The following is a 20,383-nucleotide window of genomic DNA, read 5'->3' as shown; positions in this document are numbered from 1 at the left end:
TATTATTCAGCGACTGCTTTTAATGGGACCGCTGCTGGTGCCGGTGTGCCGTAAGTCCAGAACGAATCCGGGAAAGCTGCCCCTACCCAAGCATCGCCGTTGCCGGGAACATCTTCCATTTGCCAAGTCAATGTTTTCCAGTCCGGGTCGAGAATCAAATAGCCGGCATCTCCGAACAATTCGACGCGGTTGCCGCCTGGCTCATATGCATACATGCAGAACGCCTGGCTGACCCCGTGTTTATTAGGCGGGATTTCGATGAAATAGCCGTGGTCTTTCAATAAATCCGCTGCATCGTATAAATTTTGAGGTACACCGTACCAGTAGCAGACGTGATGCAATTTCCCTTTGGTGCCAGTTGGTTCCTGCATGATTGCGATTTCGTGCACCAAGTTCGAAACACTGTTCCATGTGCCGACGACATAATCGTTGTCGACAATTTGTTCACGGACCTTGAAGCCAAGTGTCTTCACCAGGAAATCGGTATCTGCAGCCGGATTGCTCGACATTATATTGATGTGATCCAAACGGCGGACCGGAACACCATGTGCCGGCCGTTTCTGGCTTCTTGACAACAATTTTGAACGTTTGTCGACATGGCACTCATAGTACTCAACTTCCCACAAAATCTCCATCTTATGGCCATCCGGAGTCGTAAACTGATAAGCCGGACCGTGCCCGTATTCATCGTTTGCCCAGCCTTCTCCGCGACCGCTTTCTTCGAGCGCTTTCACTCGGCGTTGCAGCGCCTGTGGAGACGTAGTGCGCCAGGCAACATGGCCAAGCCCTGCTTCTTCCGCTTCTGTCACAATCAAAGAATATTTATAATTGTCTTCATAGGCGCGCAAATAGGTTTTGTGTTCAATCTGTTCAACAACCTCCATCCCAAGCATGTCGGTATAAAACGCAATAGTCTCTTTTGGCGTTGGTGACAGAACTTCTACATGGGCAATTTGGGCGACATCAAAAATCGGTTCCTCGTGCTGGTTTGTCAATTCGCTTGTCATTTTAATTTCCTCCCTTTCGTTTAAAGGACCGCGTATTGCGGATCCAGTTCTGCATATTTTCCGCAAGAGAACAATAACGGCTCTCCGTCTTTGACAATCATTTTCTCTACTTTTCCGATGAAGATGGTGTGATCCCCTGCTAAGATTTCCTGCTCTACTTCACAGACAATTTGGACGAGAGAATCGCCGACTAATGGAAAGCCGTTTGCCGCATCAAAGCGGAAGGCTGCATCACTTGGAATTTGTCCGGCAAACTGCTTCGAAATATGAACCTGGTCTTTTGACAAGACACTGACGCCGAAACGGCCGCTTGCTTTGATCAATTGAAGCGTCTGCGCCTTTTCGCCGATTGAAATTGCGACCAGTGCCGGGTCCAAGGAAATCGACATGAACCCATTTGCTGTCATTCCGTGGTACGTTCCTTCCACATCTGTTGAAATCACCGTTACCCCAGTGGCGAATTTACCCATTGCGTTACGGAATTCACGACTATCCATTCAAAGCCCTCCTTATATTGTAGGAATTTTCTCTTTCCACACGGCATTCGTCCAACCGTTCAAGTCGTAGTCACTCATAGCGTCATCTACCAAAGCCTTAAACGATTCTGCGTTGCCTGAACCGATTGAATGATACATCGCTTCCACACGGATGTTTTCGTGATTTCCAGCATAGTTTACTTCGTATAGTTCGTGGCGACCGCCGAACTCGCTGCCGATTGAATCCCACACCATCTTCAAAAGTTTGACGCGGTCTTCCGCGGTGGTATTTGTTCCTTTATAGTACTGGTCCAAATAAGGACGAATTTCCGGGTTCAGGAAATCTGCAGCACTTGATGGCAATTGAATCAACCCGCCTGCAACCACCTGTTCGAATATCTTTTTGACCTTGGTCCATACTTCGGGAGCAAGCACCCGGTACGCATTAGCTGCGACACCGTTTGGAATAGCGACACCGTTGCGTCCGATATCCGGGTTCATCGCCATCGAATCTGATAGACTCCAGATCATATTGCGCATCGCTACGACTTCTCCGATATTTGCCTGTACGCCGCGGAACTGATGTGTTCCTGAAGCTTCCGTTGCTTTCATCAGGAGGCCCGCCATGAAATTCAGTTTCACGCCTAATCGTGCACAGCCATGGAAACTGAAACGGTTGACGAAATGAGTTTCTGCTACAAAGTTATTCGATACTTCCACATTGTTATAGGCCAGTATGTTTTCCCATGGAACGAAGACATTGTCCAATACGATTACCGCGTCGTTCTCATCAAAACGGCTGGATAATGGATAATCGAACGGCGTGCCATTCGTTTTAGCTTGCAGTTCATAGGATTGGCGGCTGATCATCTTCAATCCCGGCGCATTCATCGGTACCAGGAAGATTAGTGCGTGGCTAATGTCCCCGCCCTCTAATTCTTTAGGTCCGTAGTTAGCGACAAAGTTGTAGTTGGTTAAAGCAGCAGCCGTCCCAACCATTTTGGCACCGCTTACAACAATTCCGTCGTCGCGTTCTTCCACAGCACGAACGAACACTTCTTTGTTTTCATGGAGTGATTTGGAGCGGTCCATTTGTGGATTGATGACCGTATGATTGACGAACGGCAAGTCTCTGGCAGCTTTCTTGTACCAGGCTTTGGCATTTTCCTCATAGCCTACATAATAATCCGAATAGGCTTCAAGGTGTCCCAGGAAAGAAGCTTTGTAATCCGGTGTTCTTCCCATAAAGCCGAAATTCAGTTTCGACCATTCAACAATAGCGTCACGGGCTCCGACCAGGTCTTCTGCTGTACGTGGAGTCTTAAAGAACTTATGTGTGCGGTCACCATGTTCATTGATCGTTGTCAGCACATCTTGTTTTGCTGGATCGTGCAATGCATCGTACATTCGTGCATAGGAAAGGGCTGAATTTCGGTAAGCCGGATGAGTCGTCACATCGTCAATTTTTTCTCCATTCAAGTAAACCACTCGTCCGTCCCGCAAACTCTCAAGATACTGTTCTCCAGTTAACATGAAATCACTCCGTTTCGTTGGGTTCGTAATGTAGGCCTTACATTTGTTAAAACTATATAACGAAATGTAAACGCTAACAATGACAGGGAATGTCGAGAAAAAATCATTCTACTGACAACTATTGTCTGAAAAGTTAAAAAATTAACTAGGCAAAATGAAAAGCAGTTGGCTAAACTGTCAACTGCTTTTCGTCTTGTTGAAGCGTTCTTTTCTTATAGTAGCTTCTCCAGCTTGTATAAAATTTATCCGTAATTCTTACAAATTTCTCCTAAAGACTTGGTGGCGTTCTCTAAGCTTCGTTCGCACTTCTCAGCATTTATTCGCAAAAAACAATTTTTCGCAAACAAATCAAAAAAAGCCCGGTGCGTTCACCGGGCTTCTTCGCATTAACTCTATTAAACGTTTCCATCGGTCTCTCTTTCAGGTGGATTATGCGCAGCCTTCTTCGAATACTCTTTCGCTGCTTCCATTTCGTCTTCACCTTTTACTTCTTCGTAGTCAGTTGCATCATTGTCTTTGTCGAAAGCTTGTTTTGTTTTATTGATCGCTTTATCGATTCCGGATTCGGTCGCGCCTAGTTGTTTTTCGGGCATGCGCCCTGCTGTACCTTTTCTAGCCAATGTAATTCGCCTCCTGTTTCAGATGATTAACCCTAGTTTACCCATTGCATCAAGTGCATAATCCTATTTAGGTTTATCAAACTTCTAATTGCCCTGACAAAGCGCAAGAACTATAAAACATATTCTTCCCCTTTTAAAACTGGCCAAATAAAAAATGGTCAGCTGATACCTGCTGACCATTCCAAACTATTTTCAGCTTTCAAGAGCACTTTCTTTTTTAAGCTTTTGCTGTTCTTTGTCATTGGATATTAATCCTTCGACCTGCACTGCCACTGGCACTCCATCACTTTCATATTTCGACACTTTGTGAGTGTCGGGTATGAATATGCTCAACACAAGTGATACGGCTAATCCAGCCATCATAAATCCTCCGAAAACCCATGGAGAAGATCCATAATTATCACCCATCACCGCCCAAAGCATCGGACCGAATCCGACAATTGCAGCGGCCATTTGATAGCCGAAAGAAAGACCGGTATAACGGACTTTTGCGGGGAACAATTCAGAGAACAAAGTTCCTTGTGTAGCAAAAATAGATGCCCAGACTACCCCTAACATTGCAGCTTGCATCAAATAAAGCCATGTTGCCCCTTGTTCAATAAGGAAGAAGTATGGGATAGCCAATACAAACATCAAGACCAGCCCGGTAATGTAAATGATTTTACGCCCAATAAAATCTGAAATGTAGCCGATTACTGGAATTGTAATGATCATCGAAGCACAGCCAATTGTTAACGCTGTCAACGCTACCTCATTAGAGTAATCCATATACGTAGTGGCATAGACCAGCACGAACGACATAAGAAAGACGTTGAAGAATCCATCGCCCAATTTAAGTCCAATAACATGGAAAAGACTTTTCCGGTGATAGCGGAACGTTTCAGCTATCGGCACTTTCGCAATTTCCCCACTGTCTTTCTGTTTCTGGAAAGCATCCGTTTCAGGTACTCCTCCGCGAATCCATAAAGCCAAAACAATCAAGACGGCACTGAATAGAAATGGAATCCGCCAACCCCATGCCAAGAACTGAGCGTCTGTCGTCAAATAGGCGATAAAAGTCAAACTGAACGAGCCAGCCACCAGCCCAAGCGGAACACCTAACTGCGGAACGGAGCCAAAGAGGCCTCGCTTCCCTTTCGGTGCAGATTCGGTAGCCAATAAAACGGCGCCGCCCCATTCGCCTCCAAGTGAAATTCCTTGGATCAGCCTTAAAAACACCAATAATATCGGAGCAAGCAATCCAATTTGGCCATATGTCGGCAACAGCCCAATCAGAAATGAGCTTCCGCCCATTCCGATTAAAGTCAGCATCAAGGCCGCTTTCCTTCCAATCCGGTCGCCGTAATGACCGAAAATCAAACTGCCTACTGGTCTTGCTGCATAACCGATTCCAAAAGTAGCAAAAGCCAAAAGAATAGAAATAGCCGGGTCTTGATTCGAGAAGAAGAGTGTAGTGAACACTAAGCCTGTTGCCGTTCCATACAAATAAAAGTCATACCATTCAATAACGGATCCGGAAAGACTGGCCAGCAAAACTCGCTTGTTTTTTTTCATCCATTTCAACTCCTTTTAATGGTGGTATATAGGGTAAAGATATCAAATATTCTCAATAGGAATTTGAGCATCTATTTTTCGCAGCATATGCTTTTGGATCTTCCCTACTGAAGTTCTTGGGAAGTCTTCCACAAACTCAATAATGTCGGGAACTTTGAACTTCGCTAACCGTGTTCTGCAATATTCAATCAGTTCTTCTTCTGTCACATCTGCTTGTTCCTGAAGAATGACAAATGCCTTGATTGCTTCGTCTCTTATTGGATCGGGAATACTGACGACCGCTACTTCATACACGCCTGGATAATCTGCAATAACGCTTTCCACTTCATTGGCCGCCACATTTTCACCCGATCGCTTGAACATGTCTTTGATGCGGTCAACAAAATAAAAGTAACCATCTTCTCCAATCATGCCGTTGTCGCCTGTATGGAGCCAGCCATCTTTCAATGTTTCCTCCGTAGCAGCCGGATTCTTGAAATACGCTTTCATCAATGTCCGTCCTGGTATTCCTTTAACTACAATTTGGCCAGGTTCACCTTGTTTGGTTTCTTTGCCTTCTGCATCAATAATTTTCACTTCATAGCCTATCGTCGGCCTGCCGATGCTCATGTTTTTCCGGATGCCGTCCAATGGGTTCATCAAAGGAACGCCGACTGTTTCAGTCATGCCATACATTTGCAGCAACGGCACCTGGTATTTTTCTTCAAATTCATTTAATTGTTCTTCTGTTACAGATTGCGCGAACCAGATGACACGCATTGAGTGATCCCGAAAAGAAGTGTCATACTTTTGAGCCATGATCATACGGATTGGCGCAGCGAATAACGATCCCACTGTAGCCCTTAATCTTTTAGCCTGTACAAAATAGCGGGAAGCGCTGAACTTTTCGGTAATGGCGATACTGGCTCCAACGACTAAAGCGGACATCGTTGAATAATATTGCGCATTTCCGTGAAAAAGCGGCAACACCACCAGTTGCCTGTCTTCAGGCGTCAACCGGATGGACTTCGACATTACTTCACCTGTATAAAGATAATTGGCATGTGTGACTTGGACACCTTTCGGTTTCGATGTGGTCCCTGATGTGTAAAGCATCGCAGCTACATCCTCGGAATTAATGAAAACATCTGGCTGGCTGGCTTCTGATTGTTCCATCAATTTGGCTATATCTTTAGCAGCCACTTGGCTGCTTTTGGTGCGTGCCAGCAGAATCTCTTTCAAGTATGGCAAGCGATCACCTGTCTCCGTAAATTTCTCCAGGTAATCTTCTTCTGTCACTAGCAGGACAGATTCTGAATGATTTAATATATACTCCATTTCATCTCTTGTAGATAAGATATTCGTCGGAACCATAATGGCCCCAATATTAGCTAGCGCAAACCAAGAGGTCATAAATTCCAGAGAATTGGGGAGGTGCAGCGTGACGTGATTTCCTTTAGAAACCCCCAACCCGAGAAAGACATTGCTCAAACGATGGACTGCATCTGAAAATTCTCGATAAGTCATCTCTGAAATTTCATCCTCTACATCCTCGAATAATAAAAAGGTTTTGTCGGCATACCGTTTTGTTTGCTCGCTCAGTAAATCTTTTAAGGTTCTATTTCCAATTATGTCCATTCTCCTTCTCTCCTTTGCATTAAACACTCCCAGTGACTTTAGAGAGCGCTTTCATAAATGGTTTGAAAATAAGCTCTCAAATAATTTCACAAACTATAGTCTTTGAAATTAGTATAGAGAGCCTCTATCCATTCGTCAATATATTTTTCAGAATACTCTAAATTAAATGCCGCTTATACTTTCTTTAATTTACTTAACATCCTCCAAGCTTCAAAATTATGTATAATGGGGAATATCACTTATAAACAAATGGATTATCCATGTTGCTATCGGTAAAGGAGGGTGTGCGGATGCCTGCGCCTACATCTAGACAAATAAAATCTCAGCAAACCAAGAAGAAAATTTTAGAAACCGCTTTAAAACTTTTTAGCGCTAAAGGTTTTAACGAAGTAACAGTTGATGAAATTGTAGAAGTCAGCAAAACTTCCAAAGGGGCATTTTACGTACATTTCAAATCCAAATATGAAATCTTCATCGAGAAGTTCCACGAGATTGATGAATTTTATGAGAATTTCATTCAAACAATGCCCAAAGATTTAAGTTCGAGCGAAAAGATTTTGTTATTGGCAAAGTCGCAAATGATTTACTTTAGAGACGATTTAGGAAAAGATTTAATGCGGACCGTCTATGTCAGTGCGTTGATTCCAAATCAGCCCAAGTCACTGTCCGATACCGATCGGACACTTTTCAAAATTGTTCATTCACTTGTAGAAGAAGGCCAGACTGCAGGCGAGTTCACTGCTGCAATTCCACCTGACGAAATTACAATGTTAATCACGCGCTGTATGCGTGGGACGTTATACGATTGGCTAATATTCGGGGAAGATTTCGATTTGGTCGAAGAAGCACAGAAGTTTATCAAAACCATTTTAATCGAAAGCATCTCCATCAACCCAAAAAGCCTTTAGCGCATTTTAATGCGCTAAAGGCTTTTATCTTATTCAACACAAAAAGAATTTTGGTTGTTTGGAGGTGACAAACTAACATCAGCTTTCACCCGTCCCGCAATACGCCCCCACCACAGCAGCCATCGCTTTTGCGCTGATCAACAAGCTCTTCTCATCAATTTCAAATTTCGGGTGGTGGTGCGGATACCACTGCTTGCCCTCCGGTTTTGCACCGACATAAAAGAAGCAGCCCGGCTTTTCTTTTAAATAATAAGCGAAGTCCTCGGACGGTGGCTGCGGCGCGACTTCTGTGACGGCTTCCACTTCAGGAATAGCTGCCTGCAGGAGCGCTTCCCGGACTCGCTCCGTCGCTTCCGGATCGTTGTAAAGCACCGGATAGTCGTTCGCATACTCCAATGTGGTTTCCACGCCGAACGACGCATCGAGCCCTTTAGCAAACTGGCGCACTTCTTCTTCGACCAGCTCCCGGGACTCCACCGACATTGTCCGCACGTCGCCTTCCAAAGTGACGGCGTCTTTGATGACGTTGAATTGCCCTTTCCCATCAAACGAACCGATGGTGACAACTGCAGTATCAAATGGATTCATTCGGCGGCTGATGATGGTCTGGCAGTTCATGACAAATGAACTCGCCGCAACGATGGCGTCATTGGCCATATGCGGTGAAGAACCGTGGCCGCCTTTTCCTTGGACAAGAAGTTTGAAGCGGGCTCGTCCGGTCTGTGTATTGCCGCTTCTGTAAAAGACGCAGCCGGTTTCCATTGTCGACATGACATGGATGCCAAAAACCGCATCCACTCCTTCAAGCACGCCTGCTTGAATCATGCCAATCGCACCGCCCGGCGGCATTTCCTCAGCCGGCTGATGAATGACTTTCACGGTTCCTGCCAATTGGTCTTTCAGCTCTGCCAAAGTTTCTGCGAGAATGAGCATATAAGCCGTATGGCCGTCGTGGCCGCAGGCATGCATCACCCCTTCGTTTTTCGATGAAAACGGCAAATCCGTTTCCTCTTGGATTGGCAGCGCGTCAAAATCGGCGCGGATGGCAATTGTTTTTCCAGGCTGGCTGCCTTTGATGGTTACAACAATGCCGCGCTGTCCGCCAACATTCGTTACAACGGAATCAACCGGCACCTCTTTATAAAATTCTTCGATGTAGGCGGCAGTTTCTTCCTCTTCAAAAGAAAGCTCCGGATGCTCATGAAGATAGCGGCGTATGTCAATGATGCGCTGTTCTTTCGCATCCAGCCTTTTCATTAATTCTGCAGTTAACATGTCGATCACTCCTTTCCCAAGCTCTACCCGTTCTCACCGAAATGAATGCGAATTTTTTTATTTCGGTTGCAGGAATATTCTGGATAAACAGCGAATCTTTTTAGGGCTATACCACAAAGGAAACGGGAGGAATAGACATGCCGGTAAATCCGAAAATCAAATTCTTTTTAGAACAAATGAATACCATGCCTGTATCGTTTGAAAAGATTACTCCGGAGGTCATGCGCAGCTCAGAAAACTCCGCATTGATGGCTATGCAAAAAGAGCCTGTCGAAAAAGTGGAAGACCGGATAATTCCCTTGACGGGGCGCGATATCCCCATCCGCATTTATACCCCGACTGGCAACGCGCCTTTTCCGGCACTTGTTTTTTACCATGGCGGCGGCTGGGTGCTCGGCAGCATTGAAAGCCACGACGCCATTTGCCGTGAACTCGCTAATTTGGCATCGTGCGTGGTCGTGTCAGTTGAATACCGCTTAGCCCCTGAACATAAATTTCCCGCTGCGGTAGAGGATGCCTATGAATCGCTCGAATGGATTGTCGCACATGCAGCAGAACTGGGAATTGATCCGGACCGCATAGCCGTCGGCGGCGACAGCGCGGGTGGAAACTTGGCAACGGTGACGTGTTTGATCGCCAAAGAACGCAGCGGTCCGCGCCTCGTCCATCAGCTTCTGCTGTATCCGTCAACAGGTTCGGCAGCCGGTACTCCGTCGATGGACGAAAACGGCGAAGGGTATTTGCTGACGAGCGACATGATGGGCTGGTTCCAAATGCATTATTTGAACAGTCCGGACGACCGGCACCATCCATACTTGTCGCCGATTTTGTCCAATGAACTGGAAGGCCTGCCGCCGGCAACCATTCTGACGGCCCAATACGATCCGCTTCGGGACATTGGTGCGGCCTATGCTGAAAAGCTGCAGGACCACGGCGTTGAAGTGTATTACAAAAACTACGAAGACTTGATCCACGGCTTTGCAAACTTTTCAAGCTTTGTTCCGGAAGCCCGGGATGCCGTTGCTGAAGGCGCACAGGAACTAAAAAAAGCTTTTTCATGATCAAATAAAAAACAAGCCGGAACTTCCCTCACAGGAAAGTCCGGCTTGTTTGATTTTGTATTAAAAGAGCGGCTGCTTTGAAAACTTGTAAGAGCCGGCCGCAACTGCAGCGATGCCCGCCAGAACCATGAGAACAACCAAATATGCATTTTCTAAAGAGTAATTTATTAGCAATACGGGCGCTGTGATTGCAAACAGAACGGCAAAGCAGTGCTTCACCCAACGAAAACGCATACGGAAGCCGATCAGCGCCAGTGCACCGGTGGCGATAAACAACATCCACATGGTAGCGATGCTTCCTGTATCAATGCAGATCAGGATGCCGAGCAGCACTAGGCCCAATGCGCTTAACACCACATCCGGATAACGACGGAAGAACGGGACAAGCAGCAGCGCCATCAACAAATTGCAGATCGCAGTTGGCAGATTTTGCAGAAAAAAGATCGAGCTGATGTCCACCAATGTAAAAGCGGCAACTAAAATGATTCCTGCACCGCCTGGCTTCACCCGCTTCCATACAAACAAAAACAAGCCGAACCAGCCGACTGTCAATAAACCAAAAATCCACTCTGCACCGTACCAAAGTTCGGATATTCGATACAGCAAATAGCCGCCTAAAATAGCCGCTGCATACAAGACAAATGCCTTCATGCCCTCATCTTCTTTCTCCAGAAGTCCGTACTGTTTACGATTCCAATACTTCGATTTTCACATCTTGTGCAATAATTTCCACTTCAACCATCGGGCTGTCGAACAGCACATGCAGTTCGAAGCGGTCTTCGTTCAAGTAAATTTCGTTATACAGCCACCATGCACCGGCAAAGTTTTCAGGAATATCCGCTTTGGCGACGCCCGTGAATGTCAGCTGGATATCCGTGAAATAATGGAAGCCTTTGCTGCAATCGAGCTTGATGATCAAGGTATCTTCCGCTTCTTTTTCAACCGAAATCACTGTGGCATCATGCAGGCTTTGCTCCATTAACTGGATTGCGCCGGCTGGAAGTTCGCCTTTGATTGATTGGTAATGCTTGCTGTATTCTTCGTTGATGGTTTCAAGCCGCGTTTCATGCTCCTGTTCCCATTGCTTTGCCATATCCCGCAAATCCTGCGGTGGAAAGCCGTGGCTGATGGTGCCATCGTAAATATATGGATGAAAAGACTCCGGCAGGAATTTCAATAAGTCCTCCCGCATATCTTCCAGATTTCGTCGGTAGTTTTCTTCGTAATCAATGCCTTCTTCTCTATAGGAAACAAGCTCTTCTTCCCATTCCTCTAACGATTCATGGTAAGCCAGATAACCGGACACCTGCATCTCGTCGTACCATTCTTTTGTAAAATACCTCATTGTGTTCCTCCTGTTTGTTCAATCAAGCAGTTTTTTCTCTATACAATAGTGTACCCCCTTCGGCACTTCGGTGGATAGTACAATTTTTGAATATGTGTTGATTATCTTCCTCAGACACTTTATAAAGCACAAAAAATCTGTAAGTTCTGTCAATAAAGGCTGCTTGTCCCCTCTCTTTCCTGTTTAATGCTCGGCGAAAAAGAACCCAATTGGCCCTCCCTCTTCGAGAAGCAGTATGCTACACTAAAGCTAAGTAAATAGTCATGCAGGGAGAAGGTGCTGATTCGTCAGCGTAACAGGGAATCCGGTGAAAATCCGGAGCTGTTTCCGCAACTGTAAGTGCGTATGAAACAAGGAATGCCACTGATCGATGAATGTCGATTGGGAAGGTCTTTGGAGTAAAATGATGCACAAGCCAGGAGACCTACCTTTTTCTGAACGTATTTTTGCTCTTCGGAAGATAAGGGGATCTACGGCAACTTTTTCTATTGGCAGCTTTTTGCGGTCTGATAATAGTCTTTGTGCCACCCTTACATTAGGGTGGCTTTTTTGTGTTCTGCTGAAAGCGATGCGTCTGCTGATATTTACACAATCCAGGTCGTGGAGGTGAAATTGTGAAAAAAGATATTCGTTATGTCTGTTACCCGTTCATGCGGGAAAGTGCTTCAACCGTGGATTTTGAAATCCGGACCGATTCATTGACGACCCGGATCGGCGAAGCCATCGCCTTAACGGAAGACGTGCCGATGGTCTATGAGGACCTCCGTTACCTGCAGCCGATGGCGTACCATTTAAATGGTTCCGTCCGCGGAAAACTGGCGGTGACGGAAGAAGACTTGGCGTTACTGAGCGAGATGTACGACAAATATGTCGCCGAAGTTGAAGAGGAAATCAGCCATTTTGTCCTGCCGCAAGGAACGCACGCCGCCACCGTCCTGCACGTATGCCGCAGCGAAGCGAAAAAGTCTGTCCGCGCCTTGCACAAGGTGAGCTTAGAGCGCGACGTACCGGAGCATCTGATGGACTATGCCGGCTTGCTTGCCAATTTATTGTTCGCGATGGCTGTATACGTCAACAAACAGCACGGCATAGCGGAAATTCCGTTCGTCAGCAAATCCTATCCAACCAGACCTTCAAAGAAAAAGGAGACTACACCGTGAAAACCAAATCGATACTTTTATTCCCCACCATTCTTGTCGCTGCCCTGCTCGGCGCCTGCCAATCGGATGAAGCAGCAGACAAGACAGAAGCCGACAAAGCACCGGCTGAAGAAAAAGTAAGTGAAGCCTATACAGTCAAAGACGACCGCGGCCAGGAACTCACGTTTGAACAAGCGCCTGAAACCATCGTTTCCCTGATTCCAAGCAACACCGAAATTGTCTATGCCCTTGGCGAAGGCGACAAACTGATCGGCGCAACCGATTACGACAACTATCCGGAAGAAGCAAAGAAAGTCGAACGCGTCAGCGACTCGGTCGCCTTCAATGCTGAACGCATCCTGGAGATGAAGCCTGATGTGGTCCTCGCTTATTCTACGGGCGAAGTGGCACCTGAACTTGCCCAGTTGGAAGATGCCGATATTCCCGTATTCGTGATTCAGTCCGCCACTTCGTTTGATGAAGTATACGGAGACATCGAACAAATTGCTTCTGTTCTTGCAGCGGAAGAAAAAGGTGATGAATTGGTCAAAGACATCCAAACACAGATCCAGGATGTGCAGGATAAGTTAGCGGCAGTGGAAGAAAAGAAAGATGTATATATGGAAATCAGCCCTTCTCCTGAAATTTACACAACCGGAAAATCGACGTTCCAGCAAGAAATCTTGAATCACGCTCAAGTGGAAAACGTTTTTGAAGATTTGGAAGGCTGGCCGAACATTTCCGAGGAAGAAGTCATTACACGCGATCCGGAAGTGATTTTGACGACTGTTTCTTACGTGGAAGATGCCATTGGCGATATCAAAGCCCGTGAAAGCTGGTCTACTGTCGAAGCCATTGAAGACGGCGATGTCTACTTCGTGGATTCAGACATCACTTCACGTCCCGGTCCGCGCATTGGCGAAGCCGTGCAGTTGGTTGCAGAAACCGTTTATCCGGAACTGATGGAACAATAAGGCCTTAAAAATGATTGATGAAAAGGCACTATCCGAATCGCCCCTGGGCAGGTTGGATAGTGCCTTTTTCAATGTAATTTTTACCAATACCACACCCGTAAGCCATCTGCAACAATATCAGCTTGCCGGGTTATAATTTTTGATTCGCCTCGCTAACCATGTTACGCTTCTTTTCGAACAAAATTAGAGGAGGAATTTTCATGACACCAAACACATACAAAGAAATCCATTTGATCAACCGACCGGAAGGCACACCTACAAATGAAGATTTTGCATTTGTCGACAAAGAAATCCCTTCACTCGGAACCGATGAACTGTTGTTAAAAACACTTTATCTGTCTGTTGACCCGTATATGCGCGGCCGCATGAAAGATGTTAAATCGTATATTGCTCCCTATCAATTGAACGAAGCTATCACAGGCGGCATCTTGGCTGAAGTCATTGAATCGAAATCCGACCGCTTCCAAAAAGGCGACATCGTGACCGCTAACCTTGCGTGGGCGGAGTATAACACAGCCAAAGCGGATTCCGTACAAAAAGTGGATCCGGCAATAGCGCCTATCACTACTCGCCTCGGCATCCTCGGTTTGACCGGCTTGACCGCTTACTTCGGATTGCTCGATATCGGCCAACCGAAAGAAGGCGAAACCGTTGTGGTTTCTGGCGCAGCTGGAGCAGTCGGTTCCGTTGTCGGGCAGATTGCCAAACTGAAAGGTGCAAGAGCAGTCGGCATCGCCGGTTCTGATGAGAAAGTGGATTACTTGATCAACGAACTTGGCTTCGATGCAGCGGTCAATTACAAAAAAGACAGCTTCAATGAAGACTTGAAGAATGCCTTGCCGGACGGCGTAGACGTTTACTTCGACAACGTCGGCGGCCCGGTATCCGATGCCGTCATCTGGGAACTCAACAACAAAGCACGCGTCGTGCTATGCGGCACCATTTCGTCCTACAACACACCGGGCGAAGACATCGGACCGCGCATTCAATGGAAGTTCATTACAACCAGCTCCATGATGAAAGGCTTCACACTTGGCGATTACGCGCACGACTTTAAAACCGGCGCTGTCGCTCTTGGCAAATGGCTGCAAGAAGGAAAACTGAAATACGAAGAAACCATCATCGAAGGTTTCGAAAAAACACCTGAAGCATTCTTCGGCTTATTCGAAGGCAGCAACCTCGGCAAACAGCTCGTAAAAGTCGCCGATCCGGAAATTGCAAAACTGTAATCGAATAAAATAATGAATAAAGAGGAAGCTGCACTTGATCAAGTGCAGCTTCCTTTAGTTTGCCCAGAAGTCCTGGCCAGATGATTAAGCCGCTATCACAAGAATTAAAGTGGTTACTTCATTTCCCATAAACTTAATTTCATTTGCTTTAAGTTTTCAGTTATCCCCGTTAATCCGAAACGAAAGACGGCGACACCAACGGGAATAGGATGAGCCGAAGATCCCGCAGGAGCGAAGCGACGAGGAAGCTGAGGCCAGCTCCGCGGAAAGCGTCCGCCTGAAGTGAAGGATTAGGCAAGGTACTTGTTAATGTTCATTCTTCTAAAAATTCAGCTCTCTATTTAGTCAAAAAAGAGGTGCCCCGACAAACCGTCAAATCCGGTTTTCGGGACACCTCTATTTCGTTTATTCGCCTTCCACAACCGCTGGATCTACCTGGTAGTTGTAGTCCGCTGGATCGATTGGCTCGAAACCAGGCGGTGTATAGAATCTCAACAAGTCGCCGTTGACCACGCGGTCAGACAACTGCAATTCATACGTGCCGTGTTCTTGCAGATTTTCTGCGATTTCCAGTTGTTTTTCATCTTCAATCGGCAAGCCCGTTTCCGGGTTGTAGAACTGTTCGCCGACTGCGTAGATTTCCGGACTCGCAAAGTCGCCGTTGCGGAATGTCACTAGTTCTTCGTGTTCCGGAGACAATAGGTCTGTACCGAACTGGACGTTGTTTTGTGTGTCAACGCCAAGCAAATGCATCACAGTCGGCAGAAGGTCAATTTGGCCGCCGTACGTATGATTGACGCCGCCTTCCATACCCGGTACGTGGATGAACAACGGAACCCGCTGCAGCTTGGTGTTTTCAACCGGTGTGATTTCTTTTCCAAGCAACTGGCCCATGGCCGCGTTGTGGTTGTCGGAAATCCCGTAATGGTCCCCGTACATGACGACCATCGTGTTGTCCGCCAAACCGGATTCTTCCAGCTGTGTGAAGAACTGCTCAATCGCTTCATCTGCGTAGCGAGCCGTCTGGAAATAGTTATCCACACTGGCATCACCCGTTGCCGCTTTTTCGATCGTTGTCAATGCAGGATCGATTTTATAAGGGAAATGGTGGGCGACTGTGATAAATTTCGAATAGAACGGTTCCGGCAATGACTCCAAAAGAGGTGCCGACTGTTCAAAGAAAGGCTTATCCATTACGCCGTACTCAGCCATGTCTTGGTCGGTCAGATTCGTATATGACTCGATATCGAAGAAATGGTCATAGCCGAATGATTTGTAGATTTCAGAACGGTTCCAGAACGTGCCGTTGTTGCCATGGAAGACTGCAGACGTATAGCCTTTGTCTTTCAGTAAAGCAGGAGCGGCTTGGTAAGTGTTCTGGCCTTTCGTGATAAACGCGGAACCTTTCGGCAAACCGAACAACGAGTTTTCAAGCATGAACTCGGCATCCGAAGTTTTGCCTTGCGCTGTCTGATGGAAGAAATTATCGAAGTACATCGTATTTTCTTCGCCAATCAATGAATTCAGGAACGGCGTCACTTCTTCTCCGTTCAATTCATAATCCATCAAGAAGGTCTGGAACGATTCCAGATGCAGGTAAACGACGTTCATGCCTTCAGCTGCCCCGAAATACGCTTCGTTCGGGCTCGCATAATTGGATTTCGTGTAGTTGACCACTTCCGTGCCGTCATCGCTGTCAGCGAGTACGCGCTGGGAAGAAGATTTCAAGGTTTCCACCGTGTCATAAAGGGCGTAATTGTACATCCCCAAATATTTCACGATGTAGTTGCGGTCAAAGCCGCGCGTCAATAATTCGGGACGGTCGCTTTCTGCCAGGCCTAAGTTCAAGAACGAAATTGCCAATGCCATCGTAATCGCTGGAATGACCGCTTTCGTTTTGAAGTTTTTCGTTTCTTTTGGCACCCGCTTAGAAAAGACCAGATAAATCAGCAGTGCGACATCCACAAAGAACAAAAGATCCGTCGGCTGGATCAGCGTAACGATGCTGCCGCCCAGATCGCCGAAGTTCTGCGTTTGGAACAAAGTCGGCAAGGTCAGGAAATCACTAAAGAATCGGTAATACACCGCATTCGCATATAGGAATATGGACATAACGACGTAAATGAATAGAAGCGATATGTATTTCCGTTTCCCTTTAAACAATAGCGACAAGCTTAATAATAGCAGCGCGGACCCGAGCGGGTTGATGAACAGCAGGAACTCCTGCAAGACGCCGTCGACATCCAGTTTAAATTGAGTTTTTTGGGTCAAGTATGTCTTCATCCACATCATGACTACTGCCAGCAGGAAAAGAGGCACAAACTTGTTTGTTATTTTTTTAGTAGTTGTTTTCATATTTTTCATAATACACCTTCTCATTAGTGGTCTTCACAGGAATCTTTCGGACAGGACATTAAAAAAGCTTGAAGCCAGATACCTCAAGCGAGAGATTCTTACAAAGAATGACAAATTCTATTTTACTAAACAACTGGCAGGAATGATAGTTTAAAGTCCCTAATTTCTTCAAAATGCGCAGAAGGACTTACCCGCTTTGTCGTCTTTAAAACCCCTATTCCGGTGAATTCGTGACTTCCTTCATGGGTGAATGAAAGCTTTCTTAACTTCATAGGACGCACAGGACGCCTAAATAGTTTCCAGTTCTTTAAATTTATTAATAGAAATGAAAAAAGCTCCTACAGAAAAAATATCCCATAGAAACTCTTTTCATCGTGTTGGCTTTGTTTGACTATCATTCAGGGCAGTTTAAAGCGCCCGTTCTTTCCAATCTTCCAGCACCGCTTTTTCTTTTTGTGGATCGAGCCCCGCTTTCCGCTCCGAAACGGTGCGCGTCGCTTCCCAGGCAAGCGTGTCCCGGACCGTGTCGCTTAGCGGACGAAATGTTAATCCCGCTTGCACTGCTTTGCGGCTATCGACGGTAAGAAATCCGGCCATGTTTTCCTCATCCGGAATCCAGAGCGGCATGTCCGACCAGCCAGCTACGCCGTGCCCCAACAAAAAGTGCTCATCCACCCAGACCAGCTCGGCGTCACTCTCTGCTGCTGACTTGCAGCCTTCCAAAAACTGTTCCATCGTTAGCTTCTCTTCCGGCCCTGTCGCATTAAACGTTCCGGTTTCTTGGCTTTCGACCATCTTCACAATCCATTCCGCCAAATCGCGGACATCAATAAACTGCACTTCCTTGTCTCTTCGCCCAGGCGCCAGCACTTCCCCGCCTTTTTTCATGCGGTTGACCCAATAAGTAAAACGGTCCGTGAAATCGTAGGGGCCAACAATAAGCCCAGGCCGGATAATCAAACTGCGTCCTGTAAAAGCTTGCTCCACTTCCTGTTCGCATAACACCTTCAGCTCTCCGTAATGGGCGCCAATCGCCTGCGCCGCGTCCATCCCTTTCAGCTCTTCCACTTTTTCCGGCTTTAATTGCCCGACTGCATGGTTTTCATCAATTCCGGGTCCTTCGAGCTCGGCATAGACAGAAGCGCTGGAGATGAAAGTATAGTGGCCGGTTGCATCACGAAGCAGTTCCGCCGAATCTTTGACCTGCCATGGCAAATAGCCGCTTGTATCAATTACCGCGTCCCATGTCCGTCCTTTTAGCGCTTCTAATTGGCCGTCCCGGTCTCCGGTCAATTTCTCTGCTTCCGGAAACAAGTTGGGATCCGATTTCCCTCTGTTGAACAAGCTAACTTCATGCCCTTTTTGAAGGGCTGTTTCGGCCAGAAAACGCCCGAGAAAACGGGTGCCTCCGAGAATCAAGATTTTCATCGTATTTCCCCTTTCTTCGTTTAGGTGGTTTAGACCTTACCGGGACTCCATGGCTGCTTACTTTCCTTACACTTACTGGTTGCCTATAGTATTCTGCAGTGGAGCCAGACAATCCTTTATATCGAAAAAGGGGCCGCTGCAGTTTCTTCTATATAAACTATTTGCTTACCGGAATGCAGTTCATTTGGAATTTATCAGGATTTTAACCTAAACAAGCGCCTTTTCTTATATACTAAGAGCATCAAGAACAACAAGGAGGAATTAGCGTGACAAAAACTGATCAGACGAATAAACCTTTAGCATCGGAACAGCGCTACGAATTGCTCAACACTTTGAAGGAACGATTCGAGAAGCACATCGACCGCCACGAATTTTTGGAATGGCCGAAAATCCAGGAAAAGCTTGAAGCCAATCCGGATAAACTGTGGTCGCTCCATGAAATGGAGCGGACAGGCGGCGAACCGGATGTTGTCGAGTATGACAAAGCGAAAGATGAATATGTGTTTTATGACTGTTCCAAAGAAAGCCCGGACGGCCGGAGAAGCGTTTGCTTTGACCCGGAAGCGCTCGAATCCCGCAAGAAAAACAAACCCGAAAACAGCGCAGTCGGCATGGCAGCGGACATGGGCATTGAGTTGCTGACGGAAGAACAATACCGGAGCCTGCAGAAAGTTGGCGACTTCGACTTGAAAACATCAAGCTGGGTCCAGACGCCTCCCGACATTCGGGACCGCGGCGGTGCCTTGTTCTGCGACTCCCGCTACGGGCAAGTCTTCCTGTACCATAACGGCGCGGATTCCTATTATGCAGCCAGAGGATTCCGTGGTTCATTGAGAGTGTAAAAAAAGAGCTTCCAGGAGGATGTACGTCTCCCTGGAAGCTCTTTTCGATTCTATAAACCCACGGCCTCATTCGAACAACTGAACGTTCGGTTCCCGCTTGAGCACATGGACCAGAATGGCGTGCAGCTGGCCGCGATGATGATAAAAATGCGCCTGCGTATCCAGAAGCCACTCGTATCTAGAGTGGACAGCCCCGAAAAAGGAAGTCGTTACCTGCTGCAAATCCTTTTCTTCCATTTCCGCCATGCCATTCCGCAGATAAGCGTAGTTCCCCGTTAAAGTAGAAGCAATGGACTTCAAACTCATTTGAGGTGCTGTTTCCTCGTAATATTGGTCCAATTCTTCCTCCGATGCTCCCAAACCAATCAGGAAATCGGCTTTGCCTATAACGGACATATGCGCCAACAATTCTCCAATCGACCATTTCTCCGCATTCGGCTTGTTCAGCAAATCTTCATCGCTCAACGTGTCCATTAGTTTAATAACCGAGTCAACCGCCAAATCCATTTGTTGAATGATGCCTTTACAATATGGGTTCATTCTCTATCCCCTTTAACTAAGAATCTCAATTCAGAAACGGAAGATATCTCACTCTGTTGGAAGTTGTTATTACTTTTCAACTTCTCCTTGACCATCCGCCATTAAGTTTTGAATTTGGGTTCTATCATCCCTCCCCATTTTAATTCAAAATCCTTATTTTCCAGTTTGTATAAAAAGGCGAGGATTTCATCCATATTTCCCGAACGAATTTGATGGTAGAATTCCTTTTTCATTTTTCCGATGTATTCAGTTTTCGTAAGCCTGTCTTTCTCATCGTGCGGCGCAAGATCCTTTTCGTAATTGCTCATTGCAGCCAGATCCTCTTGATCAAAATGATAAGAGCTGCCGTCAGGAGCTGTTTTAACGACAAAAGGGTACTCTTTGATGACGTCTTTTTTGTTTTTAAATGAAAAATGGTTGTATTTAATTGAAGAAATATCACTTACGAAAATGGTTTTCTTCACCACATTCACCCTTTCT

At 46.4% G+C, this 20,383-nt stretch carries 19 protein-coding genes and 1 riboswitch; of the genes, 6 read left to right on the top strand and 13 right to left on the bottom strand.

The window, feature by feature from the left end:
* Positions 1-2: 2 nt before the first annotated feature.
* From QWY22_RS04060 to QWY22_RS04035, 6 genes are all read right to left on the bottom strand, one after another.
* Positions 3-1,007, bottom strand: a complete 1,005-nt coding sequence (locus tag QWY22_RS04060) for a catechol 2,3-dioxygenase (protein ID WP_300983192.1) — start codon at positions 1,005-1,007, stop codon at positions 3-5.
* A 20-nt stretch (positions 1,008-1,027) separates the two neighbouring features.
* Entirely contained in the window at positions 1,028-1,504 is a 477-nt protein-coding gene (locus QWY22_RS04055; protein ID WP_300983191.1) for a flavin reductase family protein, read from the bottom strand.
* Positions 1,505-1,516: 12 nt separating this feature from the next.
* Entirely contained in the window at positions 1,517-3,016 is a 1,500-nt protein-coding gene (locus QWY22_RS04050) for a 4-hydroxyphenylacetate 3-hydroxylase family protein (RefSeq protein ID WP_300983190.1), read from the bottom strand.
* Between the two features lie 395 nt (positions 3,017-3,411).
* On the bottom strand, positions 3,412-3,636 hold the full coding sequence (locus QWY22_RS04045) for a hypothetical protein (RefSeq protein WP_036802608.1): 225 nt from the start codon (positions 3,634-3,636) through the stop codon (positions 3,412-3,414).
* Between the two features lie 192 nt (positions 3,637-3,828).
* Positions 3,829-5,190, bottom strand: coding sequence for an MFS transporter (locus QWY22_RS04040; RefSeq protein WP_300983189.1), 1,362 nt, complete (start codon positions 5,188-5,190; stop codon positions 3,829-3,831).
* A gap of 42 nt (positions 5,191-5,232) precedes the next feature.
* Positions 5,233-6,807, bottom strand: a complete 1,575-nt coding sequence (locus QWY22_RS04035) for an AMP-binding protein (protein WP_300983188.1) — start codon at positions 6,805-6,807, stop codon at positions 5,233-5,235.
* Between the two features lie 290 nt (positions 6,808-7,097).
* On the opposite strand from QWY22_RS04035, the gene QWY22_RS04030 reads away from it, so the two are divergent.
* The gene (locus QWY22_RS04030) at positions 7,098-7,715 is read left to right on the top strand and encodes a TetR/AcrR family transcriptional regulator (protein ID WP_300983186.1); all 618 of its coding nucleotides are present in this window, start codon (positions 7,098-7,100) and stop codon (positions 7,713-7,715) included.
* A 78-nt stretch (positions 7,716-7,793) separates the two neighbouring features.
* Here the strand turns inward: QWY22_RS04030 and QWY22_RS04025 are convergent, their stop codons facing one another.
* Positions 7,794-8,990, bottom strand: coding sequence for a M20 family metallopeptidase (locus QWY22_RS04025; RefSeq protein WP_300983185.1), 1,197 nt, complete (start codon positions 8,988-8,990; stop codon positions 7,794-7,796).
* A gap of 137 nt (positions 8,991-9,127) precedes the next feature.
* On the opposite strand from QWY22_RS04025, the gene lipP1 reads away from it, so the two are divergent.
* The gene (gene lipP1, locus QWY22_RS04020) at positions 9,128-10,051 is read left to right on the top strand and encodes a LipP1 family hormone-sensitive lipase (protein ID WP_300983184.1); all 924 of its coding nucleotides are present in this window, start codon (positions 9,128-9,130) and stop codon (positions 10,049-10,051) included.
* Between the two features lie 60 nt (positions 10,052-10,111).
* Here the strand turns inward: lipP1 and QWY22_RS04015 are convergent, their stop codons facing one another.
* Positions 10,112-10,702 (bottom strand): hypothetical protein, encoded by a 591-nt coding sequence (locus QWY22_RS04015; RefSeq protein ID WP_300983183.1) that lies wholly within the window; start codon positions 10,700-10,702, stop codon positions 10,112-10,114.
* 34 nt (positions 10,703-10,736) lie between these two features.
* Positions 10,737-11,396, bottom strand: a complete 660-nt coding sequence (locus QWY22_RS04010; RefSeq protein ID WP_300983182.1) for a DUF4085 family protein — start codon at positions 11,394-11,396, stop codon at positions 10,737-10,739.
* Between the two features lie 257 nt (positions 11,397-11,653).
* A riboswitch (cobalamin riboswitch) is annotated at positions 11,654-11,842 on the top strand.
* Positions 11,843-12,010: 168 nt separating this feature from the next.
* Between QWY22_RS04010 and QWY22_RS04005 the strand changes: the two genes are divergently transcribed.
* From QWY22_RS04005 to QWY22_RS03995, 3 genes are all read left to right on the top strand, one after another.
* Entirely contained in the window at positions 12,011-12,556 is a 546-nt protein-coding gene (locus QWY22_RS04005; protein WP_300983181.1) for a cobalamin adenosyltransferase family protein, read from the top strand.
* Complete coding sequence (locus QWY22_RS04000; protein WP_300983180.1) at positions 12,553-13,509, top strand: ABC transporter substrate-binding protein; 957 nt, start codon at positions 12,553-12,555, stop codon at positions 13,507-13,509. Before QWY22_RS04005 ends, QWY22_RS04000 begins: the two co-directional genes overlap by 4 nt.
* A 200-nt stretch (positions 13,510-13,709) precedes the next feature.
* The gene (locus tag QWY22_RS03995; protein ID WP_300983179.1) at positions 13,710-14,738 is read left to right on the top strand and encodes an NADP-dependent oxidoreductase; all 1,029 of its coding nucleotides are present in this window, start codon (positions 13,710-13,712) and stop codon (positions 14,736-14,738) included.
* Between the two features lie 405 nt (positions 14,739-15,143).
* Here QWY22_RS03995 and ltaS read toward each other — a convergent pair whose 3' ends face one another.
* Together ltaS and QWY22_RS03985 are read right to left on the bottom strand one after the other, a co-directional pair.
* A complete protein-coding gene (gene ltaS / locus QWY22_RS03990; RefSeq protein ID WP_300983178.1) occupies positions 15,144-17,102 on the bottom strand; it encodes a lipoteichoic acid synthase in 1,959 nt (652 codons plus the stop codon).
* A 399-nt stretch (positions 17,103-17,501) separates the two neighbouring features.
* Positions 17,502-18,521, bottom strand: a complete 1,020-nt coding sequence (locus tag QWY22_RS03985) for an SDR family oxidoreductase (protein ID WP_300983177.1) — start codon at positions 18,519-18,521, stop codon at positions 17,502-17,504.
* Positions 18,522-18,787: 266 nt separating this feature from the next.
* Between QWY22_RS03985 and QWY22_RS03980 the strand changes: the two genes are divergently transcribed.
* A complete protein-coding gene (locus tag QWY22_RS03980) occupies positions 18,788-19,363 on the top strand; it encodes a DUF4256 domain-containing protein (RefSeq protein ID WP_300983176.1) in 576 nt (191 codons plus the stop codon).
* A 66-nt stretch (positions 19,364-19,429) separates the two neighbouring features.
* On the opposite strand, the gene QWY22_RS03975 is transcribed toward QWY22_RS03980, so the two are convergent.
* Together QWY22_RS03975 and QWY22_RS03970 are read right to left on the bottom strand one after the other, a co-directional pair.
* Positions 19,430-19,903, bottom strand: a complete 474-nt coding sequence (locus QWY22_RS03975; protein ID WP_300983175.1) for a DinB family protein — start codon at positions 19,901-19,903, stop codon at positions 19,430-19,432.
* 101 nt (positions 19,904-20,004) lie between these two features.
* Complete coding sequence (locus QWY22_RS03970; protein WP_300983174.1) at positions 20,005-20,367, bottom strand: hypothetical protein; 363 nt, start codon at positions 20,365-20,367, stop codon at positions 20,005-20,007.
* Positions 20,368-20,383: the final 16 nt, after the last annotated feature.

The organism is Planococcus liqunii (genome assembly GCF_030413595.1).
GTDB classification, from domain to species: domain Bacteria; phylum Bacillota; class Bacilli; order Bacillales_A; family Planococcaceae; genus Planococcus; species Planococcus liqunii.
The sequence above is the reverse complement of the archived record's forward strand: the minus strand, read 5'-3'. Positions and strand labels throughout refer to the sequence as shown.

Bases quoted from the DNA above. Each gene is read 5' to 3' on its own strand.
- QWY22_RS04040 (WP_300983189.1), bottom strand. From the start codon at position 5,190: ATGAAAAAAAACAAGCGAGTTTTGCTGGCCAGTCTTTCCGGATCCGTT.
- QWY22_RS04010 (WP_300983182.1), bottom strand. From the start codon at position 11,396: ATGAGGTATTTTACAAAAGAATGGTACGACGAGATGCAGGTGTCCGGT.
- QWY22_RS04060 (WP_300983192.1), bottom strand. From the start codon at position 1,007: ATGACAAGCGAATTGACAAACCAGCACGAGGAACCGATTTTTGATGTC.
- lipP1 (WP_300983184.1), top strand. From the start codon at position 9,128: ATGCCGGTAAATCCGAAAATCAAATTCTTTTTAGAACAAATGAATACC.
- QWY22_RS04050 (WP_300983190.1), bottom strand. From the start codon at position 3,016: ATGTTAACTGGAGAACAGTATCTTGAGAGTTTGCGGGACGGACGAGTG.
- QWY22_RS03995 (WP_300983179.1), top strand. From the start codon at position 13,710: ATGACACCAAACACATACAAAGAAATCCATTTGATCAACCGACCGGAA.
- QWY22_RS04015 (WP_300983183.1), bottom strand. From the start codon at position 10,702: ATGAAGGCATTTGTCTTGTATGCAGCGGCTATTTTAGGCGGCTATTTG.
- QWY22_RS04035 (WP_300983188.1), bottom strand. From the start codon at position 6,807: ATGGACATAATTGGAAATAGAACCTTAAAAGATTTACTGAGCGAGCAA.
- QWY22_RS03985 (WP_300983177.1), bottom strand. From the start codon at position 18,521: ATGAAAATCTTGATTCTCGGAGGCACCCGTTTTCTCGGGCGTTTTCTG.
- QWY22_RS04025 (WP_300983185.1), bottom strand. From the start codon at position 8,990: ATGTTAACTGCAGAATTAATGAAAAGGCTGGATGCGAAAGAACAGCGC.
- QWY22_RS04055 (WP_300983191.1), bottom strand. From the start codon at position 1,504: ATGGATAGTCGTGAATTCCGTAACGCAATGGGTAAATTCGCCACTGGG.
- QWY22_RS03975 (WP_300983175.1), bottom strand. From the start codon at position 19,903: ATGAACCCATATTGTAAAGGCATCATTCAACAAATGGATTTGGCGGTT.
- ltaS (WP_300983178.1), bottom strand. From the start codon at position 17,102: ATGAAAAATATGAAAACAACTACTAAAAAAATAACAAACAAGTTTGTG.
- QWY22_RS04030 (WP_300983186.1), top strand. From the start codon at position 7,098: ATGCCTGCGCCTACATCTAGACAAATAAAATCTCAGCAAACCAAGAAG.